The 14,980-nt window shown below is 71.9% G+C and carries 11 protein-coding genes and 3 tRNA genes; 9 read left to right on the forward strand and 5 right to left on the reverse strand.

The genetic code is table 11. The annotated features are described in order from the left end of the window. The first annotated feature begins 240 nt into the window (after positions 1-240). Positions 241-888 carry a response regulator gene (locus tag JQS43_RS25370; RefSeq protein WP_239676879.1) on the forward strand — a complete coding sequence of 216 codons (648 nt, stop codon included), beginning with the start codon at positions 241-243 and terminating at the stop codon, positions 886-888. A gap of 388 nt (positions 889-1,276) precedes the next feature. On the opposite strand, the gene JQS43_RS25375 is transcribed toward JQS43_RS25370, so the two are convergent. The 4 genes from JQS43_RS25375 to JQS43_RS25390 all read right to left on the reverse strand — a co-directional run bounded on the left by JQS43_RS25375 (position 1,277) and on the right by JQS43_RS25390 (position 1,923). Beyond that, positions 1,277-1,353 (reverse strand) — tRNA-Phe (locus JQS43_RS25375). Positions 1,354-1,370: 17 nt separating this feature from the next. Further along, positions 1,371-1,445, reverse strand: a tRNA-Asp gene (locus JQS43_RS25380). A gap of 45 nt (positions 1,446-1,490) precedes the next feature. Next, positions 1,491-1,563 (reverse strand) — tRNA-Glu (locus JQS43_RS25385). Between the two features lie 57 nt (positions 1,564-1,620). Then, positions 1,621-1,923, reverse strand: coding sequence for a hypothetical protein (locus tag JQS43_RS25390; protein ID WP_239676880.1), 303 nt, complete (start codon positions 1,921-1,923; stop codon positions 1,621-1,623). A gap of 259 nt (positions 1,924-2,182) precedes the next feature. Between JQS43_RS25390 and pdhA the strand changes: the two genes are divergently transcribed. The 8 genes from pdhA (at position 2,183) to JQS43_RS25430 (ending at position 13,026) form a co-directional block, all read left to right on the forward strand. Continuing rightward, positions 2,183-3,340, forward strand: coding sequence for a pyruvate dehydrogenase (acetyl-transferring) E1 component subunit alpha (gene pdhA / locus JQS43_RS25395; RefSeq protein ID WP_239676881.1), 1,158 nt, complete (start codon positions 2,183-2,185; stop codon positions 3,338-3,340). Further along, complete coding sequence (locus tag JQS43_RS25400; RefSeq protein ID WP_239676882.1) at positions 3,340-4,329, forward strand: alpha-ketoacid dehydrogenase subunit beta; 990 nt, start codon at positions 3,340-3,342, stop codon at positions 4,327-4,329. Before pdhA ends, JQS43_RS25400 begins: the two co-directional genes overlap by 1 nt. Positions 4,330-4,333: 4 nt before the next feature. Next, a complete protein-coding gene (locus JQS43_RS25405) occupies positions 4,334-5,746 on the forward strand; it encodes a dihydrolipoamide acetyltransferase family protein (protein WP_239676883.1) in 1,413 nt (470 codons plus the stop codon). Between the two features lie 547 nt (positions 5,747-6,293). Next, the gene (locus JQS43_RS25410) at positions 6,294-8,900 is read left to right on the forward strand and encodes an LppU/SCO3897 family protein (protein ID WP_239676884.1); all 2,607 of its coding nucleotides are present in this window, start codon (positions 6,294-6,296) and stop codon (positions 8,898-8,900) included. Further along, positions 8,897-10,762: an NHL domain-containing thioredoxin family protein gene (locus JQS43_RS25415; protein ID WP_239676885.1), complete on the forward strand. Its 1,866-nt coding sequence runs from the start codon at positions 8,897-8,899 to the stop codon at positions 10,760-10,762. The genes JQS43_RS25410 and JQS43_RS25415 overlap by 4 nt, the downstream gene beginning before the upstream one ends. A gap of 10 nt (positions 10,763-10,772) precedes the next feature. Further along, positions 10,773-12,032: a molybdopterin molybdotransferase MoeA gene (locus tag JQS43_RS25420; protein ID WP_239676886.1), complete on the forward strand. Its 1,260-nt coding sequence runs from the start codon at positions 10,773-10,775 to the stop codon at positions 12,030-12,032. Continuing rightward, positions 12,029-12,460, forward strand: a complete 432-nt coding sequence (locus tag JQS43_RS25425) for a molybdenum cofactor biosynthesis protein MoaE (RefSeq protein WP_239676887.1) — start codon at positions 12,029-12,031, stop codon at positions 12,458-12,460. Before JQS43_RS25420 ends, JQS43_RS25425 begins: the two co-directional genes overlap by 4 nt. A 71-nt stretch (positions 12,461-12,531) precedes the next feature. Then, a complete protein-coding gene (locus JQS43_RS25430; protein ID WP_239676888.1) occupies positions 12,532-13,026 on the forward strand; it encodes a SixA phosphatase family protein in 495 nt (164 codons plus the stop codon). Positions 13,027-13,113: 87 nt separating this feature from the next. On the opposite strand, the gene JQS43_RS25435 is transcribed toward JQS43_RS25430, so the two are convergent. Continuing rightward, positions 13,114-14,976 carry an acyl-CoA dehydrogenase gene (locus JQS43_RS25435; RefSeq protein ID WP_239676889.1) on the reverse strand — a complete coding sequence of 621 codons (1,863 nt, stop codon included), beginning with the start codon at positions 14,974-14,976 and terminating at the stop codon, positions 13,114-13,116. Between the last annotated feature and the right edge of the window lie 4 nt (positions 14,977-14,980).

Here is a 14,980-nt window from a genome sequence, read left to right on the forward strand (position 1 = left end):
CCACTCCCGGGAGGCCGCCGAGTCTCGGCCGCCCGCGCCCCACCCCGATCCCGACTGCCGGGCCGCGGACGCCCGGCGCAGCTCACCTCCCCGGCCACGACCGGGAGCAGGGCGGCGGCGGACGAGTCGGCCTGTACGCCGGAGGCTGTAGGCGAGGGTGAACCGCCCAGAGCCGCCCCTACGGTTGTGGTTCGCGCGCTAGACTCTCGCCATCCCAAGCCACTGTGGAGGACGTTGGGAATGTCAGAAGCCGTGGTCATCGAAGCGATTAACGTCACGCCGAGCGTTCTCTGGGTATTTGTCGCCTTCATCGCGTTCTGGATGCTACGGAGAGCGATCCAGACCAAGCTCGGACAGGTGAAGAACGTCAAAGCCTCCGGCGTGGAGTTCAGCTTCGCTGAGCACTTGCTTGATGAGGCCGCTAGCAAGGTCGACACGGGCCAGGCGCCGTCGGCGGCCGATCGGCGGTCGGTGATCTCTCGCCTTGAACATGCTGTTGATAGTCTCGCCGGCGGTCGCATCTTGTGGGTGGACGACAACCCAGACTGGAACCGGCCGCTCATCGATCTCTTTCGTCAGGCCAAGATGACCGTAGACATCGAACAATCAACGGCGAGCGCCATGACCTTGGCTCGCAGCCGACCCTACGACCTAGTAATCACCGACATGCGTCGCGACAACGAGCATCCAGCTGACCGGGCGGGGATCACCCTTGTCCACGAGCTGCGCGGATACGGCGTACAGGCGCCGGTCGTTATCTTCGCCACAGCCTTCGACCCAAGACTCGGCGTGGATCCGGCGATCTTCGCCTACACCAACACCGCCGACGAACTGGTTCACCTCGTGATCGATATCATGGAGCGCGTCAAGTTCGGTGCAGTCTTCTGACCTCCTACTCCTCTCTATCGAGCTAGACGGTGCAAGTGGGCGGCAAGATCCGACTCGCCGCGCGGGTAAATGACGAACTGCGTGGCAATGGAGCCGTACACCGGTGGACCGTCCTGGCGGACGATGCGCCCAGCTCGCGAGGCACGCTCCGGCAGCCAGGTGGACCCGCTCGTGCGCTTCGAGACGAAGAGGCCACCGTCCGTGATCCACAAGTACGGAACCAGGCACCTGACAGCCTGAAACGGCCCGCTCTGGACCACCGACGCGTGCGATCCGCGTGCGATAAGCCTCGGTGATCATGGGAAAGCAGCGGTCAGCAGCGAGCAAGAAGAGAAGCCGGGGCGAAGCGCCGAGACCGGCTCTGAACTGGGAAGACGCTGACTAGTGGTGGTGGCCAGGGCCGGGGTCGAACCGGCGACCTTCCGCTTTTCAGGCGGACGCTCGTACCGACTGAGCTACCTGGCCGAGATGATGCTGTTGTGCGGTCCTGACGGGATTTGAACCCGCGACCTCCGCCTTGACAGGGCGGCGAGCACTCCACGCTGCTCCACAGGACCATCACTTGCTTGCTCTGCCGGGACACTCTACATCCCGGCATCGCGTGCCCCCAACGGGATTCGAACCCGTGCTACCGCCTTGAAAGGGCGGCGTCCTAGGCCGCTAGACGATGGGGGCGACCCACCCATCCGGCCCCGCCGGAGGCCACCAAAGCATACGCGATGCTCCCCGGGCTCACCAACCGCAACCCACCTTTGCATCATTGCCGCAGGCCACCGGCCCTACGGTGAGGCCGGAGGCCGGGCTGGCCGGCGGCGCCGGGTCACCTGTCGGGGTGACCCCGACCGCCGGCACCGGGGCCGGCCGGTAGGTCACGAACGGGTCCGGGGCCGGCGGGTGGTCACTGGTCGTGGCCGGATCCAGGGCGGCGGCGCCGACCGCGACCACGAGCAGCGTCGGCACCGTCGAGAGCAACGCCAGGAGGAGCACCGCGGCCAGGTAGCGGCTCCCGGTCAGCCCAGTGGACATGGTTGCCATCCATCAAGCGTGCAATATCGGACAGACTGGATGCTAGTTCTCTATGCGTCGCAAACTGCCGGGTATCTGACAGTAACCTGCTCCATGCCATGATCAGCCGACCGCAACGGTGGAGTGCGCGCCAGCAGTCTGCGAGGATGGACCCGGCAGCGATGTCAGGCCCCGCGTGACGACTTTTACCCAGGTCGGCGCGGGTTTCGGCGAATTGGGCGCACGCAGGACACCCCCGCGATCGCGCAAATAGGACAGGAGAACACGGATGGGCGCTACCGGCACCCGGGCCCGTCCCCGTCGCGGCAAGACCGCGGCGGGTGGCACACCGGAGATGGTGCAGCTACTCACCCCCGACGGGAAGCGGATCCCCACGGCCCGCGACTCGTACGGCACCGAATACACCGTCGACTTCACCGACGATGAATACCGCGGGCTCTACCGCGACATGGTGGTGGTCCGCCGGTTGGACGCCGAGGCCGAGGCGCTGCAGCGCCAGGGTGAGCTCGGCATCTGGGCCAGCCTGCAGGGTCAGGAGGCGGCGCAGGTCGGCTCCGGCCGGGCGCTGGAGCCGCAGGACATGGCCTTCCCGACCTACCGCGAGCATGGCGTGCTCTACTGCCGCGGGATCGACCCGATCATGCCGCTGGGCCTGTTCCGGGGCGTGGACCAGGGCGGCTGGGACCCCAACAAGTTCAAGTTCAACATGTACACGATCGTGATCGGCGCCCAGGCGTTGCACGCCACCGGGTACGCGATGGGGATCACCCAGGACGGCAAGGTCGGCGGCGCGGACAGTGAGGCGGTCATCGCGTACTTCGGTGACGGCGCCACCAGCCAGGGCGATGTGAACGAAGCCTTCATCTGGGCCAGCGTCTACCACGCCCCGATCGTGTTCTTCTGCCAGAACAACCAGTACGCGATCTCGGAGCCGATCGAGCGGCAGACCCGGGTTCCGCTCTACCAGCGGGCCGGTGGCTTCGGCTTCAAGGGCATCCGGGTCGACGGCAACGACGTCCTGGCCAGCTACGCGGTCACCAAGGCCGCGCTGGAGCAGGCCCGCCGCGGCGAGGGTCCGACCCTGGTCGAGGCGTACACCTACCGGATGGGCGCCCACACCACCTCCGACGACCCGACCCGTTACCGGCTCGCCAGCGAGCTGGAGGAGTGGCGGGCCAAAGACCCGATCGCGCGGCTGCGCACCTTCCTCAGCGAGCAGCAGCTCGCCGACGAGGCCTTCTTCACGGAGGTCGACGAGTCGGCGAAGGCCGCCTCGCAGGAGCTGCGGGAGCGGGTGCTGGCGCTGCCCGACCCGGCGCCGAGCCAGATGTTCGACCATGTCTATCCGCACGGGTCACCCGAGGTCGACGCCCAGCGTCGCGAGTTCGAGGCGTACGCGGCGTCCTTCGAAGGGGGTGCGCACTGATGGCCACCGAGAACCTCACCCTGGGCAAGGCGCTCAACCTCGGTCTCCGCCGGGCGATGGAGGACGACCCCAAGGTGATCATGATGGGAGAGGACATCGGCAAGCTCGGTGGCGTCTTCCGGATCACCGACGGTCTCCAGAAAGACTTCGGCGACGACCGGGTGATCGACACCCCGCTGGCGGAGTCCGGCATCATCGGCACCGCGATCGGCATGGCGATCCGCGGCTACCGGCCGGTCTGCGAGATCCAGTTCGACGGGTTCGTCTACCCTGCGTACGACCAGATCGTCAGCCAGGTCGCGAAGATGCACTACCGGTCGCAGGGCGCGGTCCGGATTCCGATCGTGATCCGGATCCCGTTCGGCGGCGGCATCGGCGCGGTGGAGCACCACTCCGAGTCCCCCGAGGCGTACTTCGCCCACACCGCCGGCCTGAAGGTGGTCAGCTGCGCCAACCCCACCGACGCGTACTGGATGATCCAGCAGGCGATCGCCTCCGACGACCCGATCGTCTTCCTGGAGCCCAAGCGACGCTACTGGGAGAAGGGCGACGTCGACACCGCCGCCCCCGCCACCGACGCGTACCCGCTGCACGCCGCCCGGGTCGCCCGGTCCGGGACCGACTGCACGGTGCTGGCGTACGGGCCGATGGTCCGGGTCGCGCTCGACGCCGCCACCGCGGCCGAGGAGGACGGCCGGGCGCTGGAGGTCATCGACCTGCGTACGCTCTCCCCGCTCGACCTCGGCCCGGCGTACGAGTCGGTGAAGCGCACCGGCCGGTGCGTGGTGGTGCACGAGGCCCCGGTCAACCTCGGCCTCGGCTCCGAGGTCGCGGCCCGGATCACCGAGCAGTGCTTCTACTCGCTCGAATCACCGGTGCTGCGGGTGGGCGGCTTCGACACGCCGTACCCGGCGTCTCGGCTGGAGGAGGAGTACCTGCCCGACCTGGACCGGGTGCTCGACGCGGTCGACCGAACCTTCGGGTGGTGACCAGATGAGCGTCAACGAATTCCCCCTGCCCGACCTCGGCGAAGGGCTCACCGAGGGCGAGATCCTGAAATGGCTGGTCGCCGAGGGCGACACCATCGAGCAGAACCAGCCGCTGGTGGAGGTGGAGACCGCCAAGGCGGCGGTCGAGATCCCGGCGAAGTGGCCCGGCCGAGTCGTGAAGATCTACCAGCCCGAGGGTGCCACGGTGGCGGTCGGGGCACCGATCGTCGCCATCGACACCGGCGGTGGCGATGGGCCGGCCGAGCCGGCGCCGGCCGCTTCGGCGGAACCCGCTCCGGCGACCAACGGCGAGGGCAACGGCGGCAAGATCGGCGAGGTGACCGCGAGCGGACGCACCGCGGTGCTGGTCGGCTACGGCCCGCGTACCGCTGCGGCGGTGCGACGGCCGCGCAAACGGCCGGAGCCCGCGACCGGTCCCGCAGCGTCGCCGGCCGCCGCTGCCGCACCGGTCGCACCGACCACCCCCGCCGCACCGGCGGTGGCTGAGCCGGCACCAGCCGTCAACGGCGGCCCGGCGCTGGCGAAACCGCCGGTCCGCAAGCTCGCCCGGGACCTCGGGGTGGACCTGCGGACGCTGCACGGCAGCGGCCCGGCCGGGTCGATCACCCGGGAGGATGTCGAAACGGCGCTCGCTGGCGCACCGGCCGCCGCGCCGGCCCCGACCGCCACGACGGCACCGGTCTTCGGCCCCGACCGCGAGCAGCGGGTTCCGGTCAAGGGAGTCCGGAAGCTCACCGCGGAAAACATGACCGCGTCGGCGTTCACCGCACCGCACGTCACCGAGTTCCTGACCATCGACATGACCCGCGGGATGCGGGCGCTCGGTCGACTGAAGGAGCAGCGGGAATGGCGCGAGGTGCGGGTCTCGCCGCTGCTGTTGACCGCGAAAGCGGTGCTGCTGGCGCTGCGCCGGCATCCGATGGTCAACTCCAGCTGGGACGCGGGCGCCAACGAGATCGTGGTCAAGGAGTACGTCAACCTCGGGATCGCGGCCGCGACCGACCGGGGGCTGATCGTGCCGAACATCAAGGACGCGGGCCGGCTGTCGCTGCGGGAACTCGCCGAGTCCATGACCGAGCTGGTGCAGACGGCGAAGGCGGGGCGGACCGCCCCGGCCGACATGTCCGGCGGCACGTTCACCATCACGAACGTGGGGGTGTTCGGGGTCGACACCGGCACCCCGATCCTGCCGCCCGGTGAGGCGGCGATCCTGGCGTTCGGCGCGGTGCGGGAGCAGCCGTGGGCGCACAAGGGCAAGGTGAAGGTACGCCAGGTGACCACGCTCGGGCTCAGCTTCGACCACCGGATCATCGACGGTGAGCTGGGTTCCCGGTTCCTCGCCGATGTGGGTGCGTTCCTGTCGGATCCCGAGACGGCGTTGCTCGGCTGGGGCTGAGCTAGGAGGCCGTTGAATCTGGCGGCCGATCACATCGGAGGCGGGGCGGGTGCCGGGAGTCCGGCGCCCGCCCCGCCTCCGGTTTTTGCGGGTTGATCATGGACTTAGGTGCATGATCAGGGCCCGATCATGCACCTAAGTCCATGATCAACTCACCGGGTGGGCCGAGGGTCGTTAGGAGAGTGGGCCGGATCACCGAATAATCGTTGGCTGTTGGCCGCTATCGGTGATGTAATCGTAGGTGTCCACGAGACATCCAGCCAGGGGGACAGCATGAACCCGTTGCGGCACCGACTCCGCAGCCACCGCGAGGCCGCGCGCCACGCCCAGGCGCTCCGGCGCGCCATGAGCAGCACCACGTCCAAGGCAGTCCGAAACGAGATGCTCGCCACGATCGGCCGTTGACCCGAGCCGATGGCGATGACCGCGGCCCCGACCGGAGATCCCGGCGGGGCCGTCCGCGTATTCCGCGCTATGCCCGGGATTCCCTCCCCGAAGCGCGCCCGGTACGGTTGTCAACTGTCGTCGTTTCAGGAGGCGGGCACACATGACGTCCGAGGGCCAGCCGGACAGCCAGGCGACCAACGCCCCCCACTCCCCGTCGAGCGGTCAGTACCAGCCTGGGCAGCCGCCCCCGGCGCCGTACGGCATGCCACCGGAGAGCGAACCGGACCCACCGGCTGAGCCACAATCACCAGTAAGCGATCCCGGTCACAGTGGCTGGCCGGAGTCGGTGACGCCGCCGTCACCGAACCGGATCCGCGGCTCCGCGGCGGTCTTCTCGCAGGCACCGTCCCAGCCGGACAATCCCGCAGCCGGGGAGCCACCCCATCCGGAGCCGCCGGGGCCGTCCGAGCCGCGCCCCGCCGGCTGGCCACCGGGGCCGCAGCAGCAGCCTGGGCAACCGCCCCCGTTCTCGCCGCCATCGGCCGGCCACTCCCCGTATCAGGCCAACCCATACCGGGACAGCCCGTACGGCGAGCCGCCCCCTTCGCCACCGAGTGACCACTCCGGACCGGAGCATCCGGTACGCGAACCGTTCCTGCCCGGCCCGCCGCCAGCCGCCCAGGCGTCACCGGCCGCCGGTCCGCCGCTCTCCCCGGCGCCGCCGCTGGCCGGCGAGGCACCGCCGACCCGGGCCGGCGCCCCGTCGGCGGAGCCCACGCCCCCGCCGGGTTACCGGCTGGTGCATCCGCCGCCGGGGGCTCCCTCCCCGGAGTCGCCGTCCGCGCCCCCCGCTCCGCCCAACCGGCCCGCGCCCCCCGCGCCGTACGGCTCACCGGCCGGAGCCGGCGACGGCGGCGGCTACCCCGCGCCGAACCACCCCGACCCGAGCCACCCCGATTCGAGTTATCCGGAGCCGAGTTACCCGGAGCCGAACTTTCCTCGCCCGGACTATCCGGAGCCGAGCCGTCCGGAGCCGAGCCGTCCGGAGCCGAGCCGTCCGGAGGCGAGCCATCCGGGAGCGAACCATCCGGGAGCGAGCTTCCCTCGGCCGGACTATCCGGAGTCCCGGTACCCGGAGTCGAGGCCGCCGAGTGACGGCTACTCAGCGCCGCACCACCCGGTGGGCGACCAGCCCGCCCCGGGGTACCCCCACGATCTCCCGGCGGCTGGTGGGCCGGCGAGCCAGGGTGGGTCGGCGGCACCCGGCAGCCCGGTGGCGCCGGAGTTCCCGCCGCCACCGCCGCCTGCCGCGCCGCCGGTGCCACCTGGCGCGATCTCGCCAGCACCCGGCCCCATCAGCGGCGGCCCAGGCGGCCCGAGCGCTGGCGGGCCGGGCCCCATCAGCCCAAGCTCCGCGGGCCCCGGCGCCGCGCCCGCACCTTCGTACCCATCGGCGGCTGACTCAGCAGCTCGCGGCCCGGCAGCTCGCGACGCGGCAGATAGCGGCCCAACCAATCGCGGCCCTGCAGAACGCGGCTCTACAGATCGCGGCCAGGCCGGAGGGTCGCCGGGGGACGGCGTACGGCGCGCCAGTGGCGCCGCCACCGTGCCGGTTGCGAACCGGGCGGCGCCCACCCCAGGCGATTCAGTTCCGGGGGGTAGCCGGCCGCAGGTGTACCAGACCGCCGCCGGCCCGCCACAGCCGGTGGATCCGCCGGCGCCGCGGCAGCCGCAGCCACCGCACCAGCCGCACCAGCCGCACCAGCCGCACCAGCCGCACCAGCCGCACCAGCCGCCGGGAGCATCGCACCAGCCGCCGGCGGTCGCGCCCGATTCGCCGTACCAGCGGACCCCGTCGTACCAGGGCGGCCCGCCGCCGGGGGCACCGCAGCAGCCGGCGAGCGCGGCGGCGCAGGCCGCCAATCCGCCGCTGCCTACTCGTACCCCTGGGGAGCACGCCGGCCTCAGCCACCCCGGCGAAGCGCCCGAGCAGCCGGCCGGCGACGGGCCAGCGCGGGGTGGCGAACCGCCGGAGCGCGGCGGGCCGGCGGGCGGGCCACCGAGCGGCGCCGCGGCGCTGCCGGCACCGGTGGAGCGACCGCCGCACCCGGGGGCCGGCGACGCGTACCCGCCGGATGGTTGGGAGTCACCAGCGCAGCCCGCGCTGCCGGCCGGTGGGCAGCCCGAGGCGGCCGCTGGCGTTGCCGCGCGCCCGCCTCGGCAACGGCAACCGGGCGTGCCTGTCTACGGCGATCTGCTCACGCCGGAGCGGCCGGGCGGTGGGTCCGGTCCGGCGGCGGACGGAGCGCCGACCGATCAGGGGCGGCCCGATGACCATGAGCAGCCGGTGGCCGCGCCCACCCCGGCGCCGGAGCCCGGCAAGTCGGGCCCGTCGACCGGTGTGATCGTCGGGCTGGTCATGATCGGCGCCACGCTGCTGGTGCTGCTCGCCCTCAGCATCCCGTTGCTGTTGCAGTACCTGAACTCGGCCGGCGGGGGCGACGAGCACTCGATCGGGGACTGCGTGGTCCGGGACGGGCAGGATGCCCGTACCGCCGACTGTGGCTCCCCGGGCGCCTACGAGATCGTCGCCGAGGTCGAGTCCCGCGACGAGTGCGCCGACCCGACGCAGCCTGCGATCGAGATGACCGGCCCGCCGAGCCACTTCTTCTGTCTGGAACCGGCGGGCGAGGCCGCGGAGGAGCCGCTGGGCGAGCCGGGCGAGGTCGACGCCGAACAGCCGGCCGACGAGGACGAAACCGGATGACCGAGCCCAAGGTACGGGCGCCGGAGCTGACCGGACGTGGCTGGCTCAACACCGACGGGCGACAGCTGCGCCTGGCCGACCTGCGTGGCCGGATCGTGGTGCTCGACTTCTGGACCTTCTGCTGCATCAACTGTCTGCATGTGGTGGACGAGCTGCGGCCGCTGGAGGAGCGCTACTCCGACGTCCTGGTCGTGATCGGGGTCCACTCGCCGAAGTTCGCCCACGAGCGGGATCCGGCCGCGTTGGCCGCGGCGGTGGAGCGGCACGGCGTCACCCATCCGGTGTTGGACGACCCGGAGCTGGTGACCTGGCGGCAGTACGCCGCGCGGGCCTGGCCCACCCTGGCGGTGGTGGATCCGACCGGCTACGTAGTGGCGAGCATGGCTGGTGAGGGGCACGCCGACGGGCTGGCCCGCCTGATCGACCAGCTGATCACCGAGCACGAGGAGCGGGGGACCCTCCGCCGGGGCGGCGAGGTCGCCACCCTGGCCGCCGCCCCGCAGACCACATTGCGCTTCCCCGCCAAGGCGCTGCCGCTGCCGGACGGCGGGTCGCTGGTGGCGGATACCGTTCACCACCGACTGGTGGAGCTGGCCCCCGATCAGCAGACGGTGCGCCGGACGATCGGCGACGGCAGCCGGGGCCGACTCGACGGCCCGGCCGAGGAGGCACAGTTCAGCGAACCGCAGGGGCTGTGTTGGCTGCCGCCCCGGATCGCCGAGATCGCCGGGTACGAGCTGGTGGTGGCCGATACCGTCAACCACCTGCTGCGGGGCGTGCAGTTCCCGGCCGATGGCGGGCCGCCGCAGGTCCGGACCATCGCCGGCACCGGCCGGCCGTGGCGGGCGAAGGCGGACTTCCACCGACACGACGCGTACGCGATGGATCTGTCCTCGCCGTGGGATGTCGCCTGGTACGCCGATCGGGTGATCGTGGCGATGGCCGGCGTGCATCAGCTGTGGAGCTTCGACCCGGGCGCCCGTACCGTCGAGATGTGGGCTGGCACCACTGTGGAGGGCTTGCGGGACGGTCCGCTGCGGGAGGCGTGGCTGGCTCAGCCGTCCGGGTTGTCGGTTAGCCCCGACGGGGCTCGGCTGTGGATCGCGGACAGCGAGACCAGCGCGCTGCGCTACGTGGAGCAGGAGCAGCTGCACACCGCGGTCGGCACCGGGCTGTTCGACTTCGGCCACGCCGACGGGCCGGCCGCCACCGCACTGTTGCAGCACCCGCTGGGGGTGGCGGCACTGCCAGACGGGGCGGTGCTGGTCGCCGACACCTACAACGGCGCCATCCGTCGCTTCGATCCGGCCACCGACCAGGTCGCCACGGTGGCGACCGGGCTGGCGGACCCGAGCGACCTGGTGGTCGCGGACGACGGCACAGTGTTGGTGGTGGAGTCGGCCGGGCACCGGCTGGTGCCGCTCGCCCCGGCCGAGCTGGCGCGGGCCGAGCAGGCACCGGAGTCCCGGCTACGGACCGAACGCCCGGCCACCGCGTTGGCGGCGGGTGAGGTCGAACTCACCGTGGTCTTCTCGCCAGCCCCCGGGCAACAGCTCGACAGCTCGTTCGGGCCAGCGACCCGGCTGGAGGTGTCGGCGATGCCGGCGGAGCTGCTCCGCGACGGCGCCGGGGTCGGCAGCGAGCTGACTCGCCGGTTGGTGCTGGACCCGGCGGTGGGGGGTGGTGTCCTGCAGGTGGTGGCGCAGGCCGCCACGTGCGACGCGGACGGTCCGCACGCGGCCTGCCACCTCACCCGCCAAGACTGGGGCGTGCCGGTGACCATCGCGCCCGACGGCGCGGGCTCGCTGCCGCTGGTGCTGCGCGGCGTGGACCCGCAGCTGGGGCGCGCCGACCCCGGATAGGCTCGACCTCATGACCGCTACCGCGCACCCCGCGCCGGCCGGGTTGCCGGCGGCGACCGCCTGGCCAGCAGCGATGACCGCCGCCTGGGCGGCGGGTCGGGCGCTCACCCCCGCCCCGGTCCAGGCCGGGTTACCTGCAGCGGACGGTCGGGTGCTGGCCGAGCCGCTGGTCACCCAGACCGACCTGCCGGCGTTCCCGACCTCAAGTGTGGATGGTTGGGCGGTCCGGGGCCCGGGCCCGTGGCGGATCACCGGCCAGATCCTGGCCGGCTCCCAGGCGGCGCCGCTGACCGCCGACGGGGAGTGCGCCGAGATCGCCACCGGCGCCATGGTGCCGACCGGCACCACCGCGATCGTCCGGGTGGAACACGCCACCGTCGGCGCCGACGGCCGGGTCAGCGGCGAGCCCCGGGAGCGGCCAGAGTGGCGGCTGCCCGGAGAGGAGGCCCACGCCGGCGAGGAACTGTTCCCGGCCGGCACCCCGGTCACGCCCGGGCTGCTCGGCCTGGCGGCCTCCTGCGGCTACGAGTCGTTGGCGGTACGCCCGGCCCCCCGCGCGGCGGTGCTGATCTTCGGTGACGAGTTGTTGTCGAGCGGGCTCCCCGGCGACGGGCGGGTGCGGGATGCGCTCGGGCCGCAGCTGCCCGGCTGGCTCAGCCGGCTCGGGGCTACGGTCGACCGGCCGGTGACCGAACCCGGCGTGGACACGCTCGCCGCCCACGTCGAGGCGATCTCGGAGGCGTTCGCCGCCGGCGCCGACCTGGTCTGCACCACCGGCGGCACCATGCACGGGCCGGTCGACCATCTCCACCCGGCGCTCGCCGAGCTCGGCGCCGAGTACATAATCGGCGCCGTACGGGTCCGGCCCGGGTTCCCGATGCTGCTGGCCCGGGTGCCGCTGCCGGGCGGCGGCTCCGGCCTGCTCGCCGGCTTGCCCGGTAACCCCCAGTCGGCGGTGGTGGCGCTGGTCAGCCTGGTCGCCCCGGCGCTCGCCGGCTGGGCCGGCCGCGGCGACCCCGCCCACCAGCCGGCGCCGCGGGTCCGGTTGGGGGCACCGGTGCCGGGCCGCGGCGGCGACACCCACCTGGCGCTGGTCCACCGCGACCCGGCCGACGGGCTGGCCTATCCGCTGCCACACGCCGGCTCGGCGATGCTGCGTGGGCTGGCCCGAGCCGCCGGCTTCGCGGTGATCGCCCCGGAGACCAGCGCCGCCGCCGGCGACGAGGTGCCGCTACTGCCGCTGCCGCTGCTGCCCGGGGAGGTCGGATGAGCGCGCCGACCGCCACCTGGTGGGCGGTGGTCACGGAGTCGCCGCTGACCGTCCCCGAGCACGAAGCGGCCGTGGCGGACCCGCGCGCCGGTGCGGTGATCTCGTTCGCCGGGGTGGTCCGCGACCACGACCACGGCCGGTCGGTGGTCCGGCTGGAGTATGAAGCCCACCCCCGGGCCGAGGTGGTGCTCGCCGAAGTCGCCGCCGAGATCGCGGCGGACCCTGCGGTCTACGCGGTCGCCGTCTCCCACCGGGTGGGCCCGCTGGGGATCGGTGACGTGGCGCTCGCCGCCGCGGTCGCCACCGCCCACCGGGCAGCGGGGTTCGCCGCGTGCGCCCGGCTGGTCGACGAGGCGAAAGCGCGGCTGCCGATCTGGAAGCACCAGTTCTTCACCGACGGCACCGACGAATGGGTCAACTGCCCCTGAGTTCCCGGCCGGGAGGCACGGAAGGGTCGCCTTAAGGTGCGGCGGCCGGCTTGATGGGGCAGGCTATCGGCATGACGGCACGTCGACTCGTACTGTTGCGGCACGCCAAGGCCGAGAATCCGGTCGGAACCTCGGATGAGGACCGACCACTGTCGGCGCGGGGCCGCGCCGACGCCCACGCCGCCGGCGGCTGGCTCGCCGCCAACCAACCACCCGAGCTGGTGCTCTGCTCACCAGCGAAACGCACCCGGCAGACCTGGCACGCGGTGGCCACCGGGCTGGGCCAGGTGAGTCCACACGTCAGCTACGAACGCCGGCTCTACGCCGGCGGTCTCGCGGATGCGCTGACGCTGCTCCAGGAGGTCGACGACGCGGTGGGCAGTGTGCTGCTGATCGGGCACAACCCGACCTTGTCGCAGCTGGCGTTCGACCTCGCCCCGGAGGGCCCGCTCGACTCCGACGGCCTGCGTACCGCCGGGTTGGCGCTGCTTGAGATCCCCGGTGGCTGGGGCGAGTGCGCGCCGGGCAACGCCCGGCTCACGGCGACCCATACCGCCCGCGGCTAGGCCGCGCGGAGGCCCCAGGGCTCCCCGATCCCCTACCCGGGTCCAGGGAGCCCTGGGGCCTCCGAAACCGGGGCCTGAGCGCGCGGTCTAGAAGGCCTCTTCTGCGAGGTCCATGGCGTCGAGGGTGGTGTTCTCCACCACGCGCTTGTCGGCAGCCAGCCGCGGCAGCACCTCACGGGCGAAGAACCGGGCCGCCGACAACTTGCCCTCGTAGAAGGTGCGGTCCCGCTCGGAGACCTCGGCGCCGGCCAGCGCCGCCAGCGCCACCTCAGCCTGCCGCTGCAACAACCAGCCGACCAACAGGTCACCCATGGCCAGCAGGAATCGCCGGGAGGCGAGGCCGGCCTTGTAGAGTTCCCGGGTCTCGCCCTCGGCTACCGCCCCGAGCCAGCCGGTCATGGTGGCGAGCATGCCCTGGACATCCCCGAGCGCCTCGGCGAGCGCCCGCCGCTCCTCCTTGAGCTGCCCGTTGCCGGCCTCGTCGTCGATGAAGTTCTGGATCTCCCCGGCGACGGTCATCAGCGACGCGCCCTGGTCCCGCACGATCTTGCGGAAGAAGAGGTCCTGCGCCTGGATTGCGGTAGTGCCCTCATACAGGGTGTCGATCTTGGCGTCGCGGAGGTACTGCTCCAGCGGGTAGTCCTCAAGGTAGCCCGAGCCACCGAAGGTCTGCAGCGACTCCGACCCCAGCAGTTCGTACGCCCGCTCCGAACCGACCCCCTTGACCAGCGGCAACAGCAGATCGTTGACGTTCTTGGCAGACTCGGCGGCTGCCGAGTCACCGCCGGCCATCGACATCCAGTACCGGTCCTGCCAACCGGCCGTGTACGACACCAGGGCACGCAGCCCTTCCGCGTACGACTTCTGGAGCAGCAACGACCGGCGTACGTCGGCGTGGTGGATGATCGTGACCCGCGGCGCGGTCTTGTCGGTGGCCTGCAACAGGTCGGCGCCCTGCACCCGCTCCTTCGCGTACGCCAGGGCGTTGAGGTACCCAGTGGAGAGGGTGGCGATCGCCTTGGTGCCCACCATCATCCGGGCATACTCGATGATCAGGAACATCTGCCGGATGCCCTGGTGCACCTCGCCCATCAACCAGCCCTTGGCCGGCGTACCGTGCTGGCCGAAGGTCAGCTCGCAGGTGCTGGAGACCTTGATCCCCAGCTTGTGCTCCAGGTTGGTGGCGTAAACGCCGTTGCGCTCACCCAGCTCGCCGGTGGCCGGGTCGAAGTGGAACTTCGGCACGACGAAGAGCGACAGCCCCTTGGTGCCGGCGCCGGCGCCCTCGGGGCGGGCCAACACATAGTGGATGATGTTCTCGGTCAGGTCGTGCTCGCCGCCGGTGATGAACCGCTTCACCCCGTCGATGTGCCAGGACCCGTCGGCCTGCTGGACCGCCCGGGTGCGGCCGGCGCCCACGTCGGAGCCGGCGTCCGGCTCGGTGAGGACCATGGTGGCGGGCCACTGCTTGGCCACGAAGAGCTTCGCCCACTCCTGCTGCTCCGGGGTGCCTTCGCGGAGCAGCGTGTGGGCGAAGGACGGCCCGGAGGCGTACATCCACACGGGGGCGTTCGCGCCCAGCACCAGCTCAGCGACGGCCCACCAGAGGCTGCGCGGGGCGAGCGTGCCGCCGAGGTCCTCCGGCAGGTCCAGCCGCCAGAACTCAGAGTCCATCAAGGCCTGGTACGCGGAGTGCAGCTCCTCGGGCACGGTCACGGTGTGGGCGGCCGGGTCGAAGACCGGGGGATTGCGGTCGCCAGCGGTGAAGCTGGGGGCGATCTGCTCGCGGGCGAGCCGCTCGACCTCACCGAGGATGTCGCGGGCGGTCGATTGGTCCAGCTCGGCATAGGGTCCCTGGCCGAAAACCGGGTGCCCCGCGTCAGGGCCGGACCCGAACACCTCGAAGAGGTTGAACTCAAGGTCGCGGAGGTTGCTCAGGTAGTGGCTCATGGGC

It is taken from the genome of Natronosporangium hydrolyticum (genome assembly GCF_016925615.1).
GTDB classification, from domain to species: domain Bacteria; phylum Actinomycetota; class Actinomycetes; order Mycobacteriales; family Micromonosporaceae; genus Natronosporangium; species Natronosporangium hydrolyticum.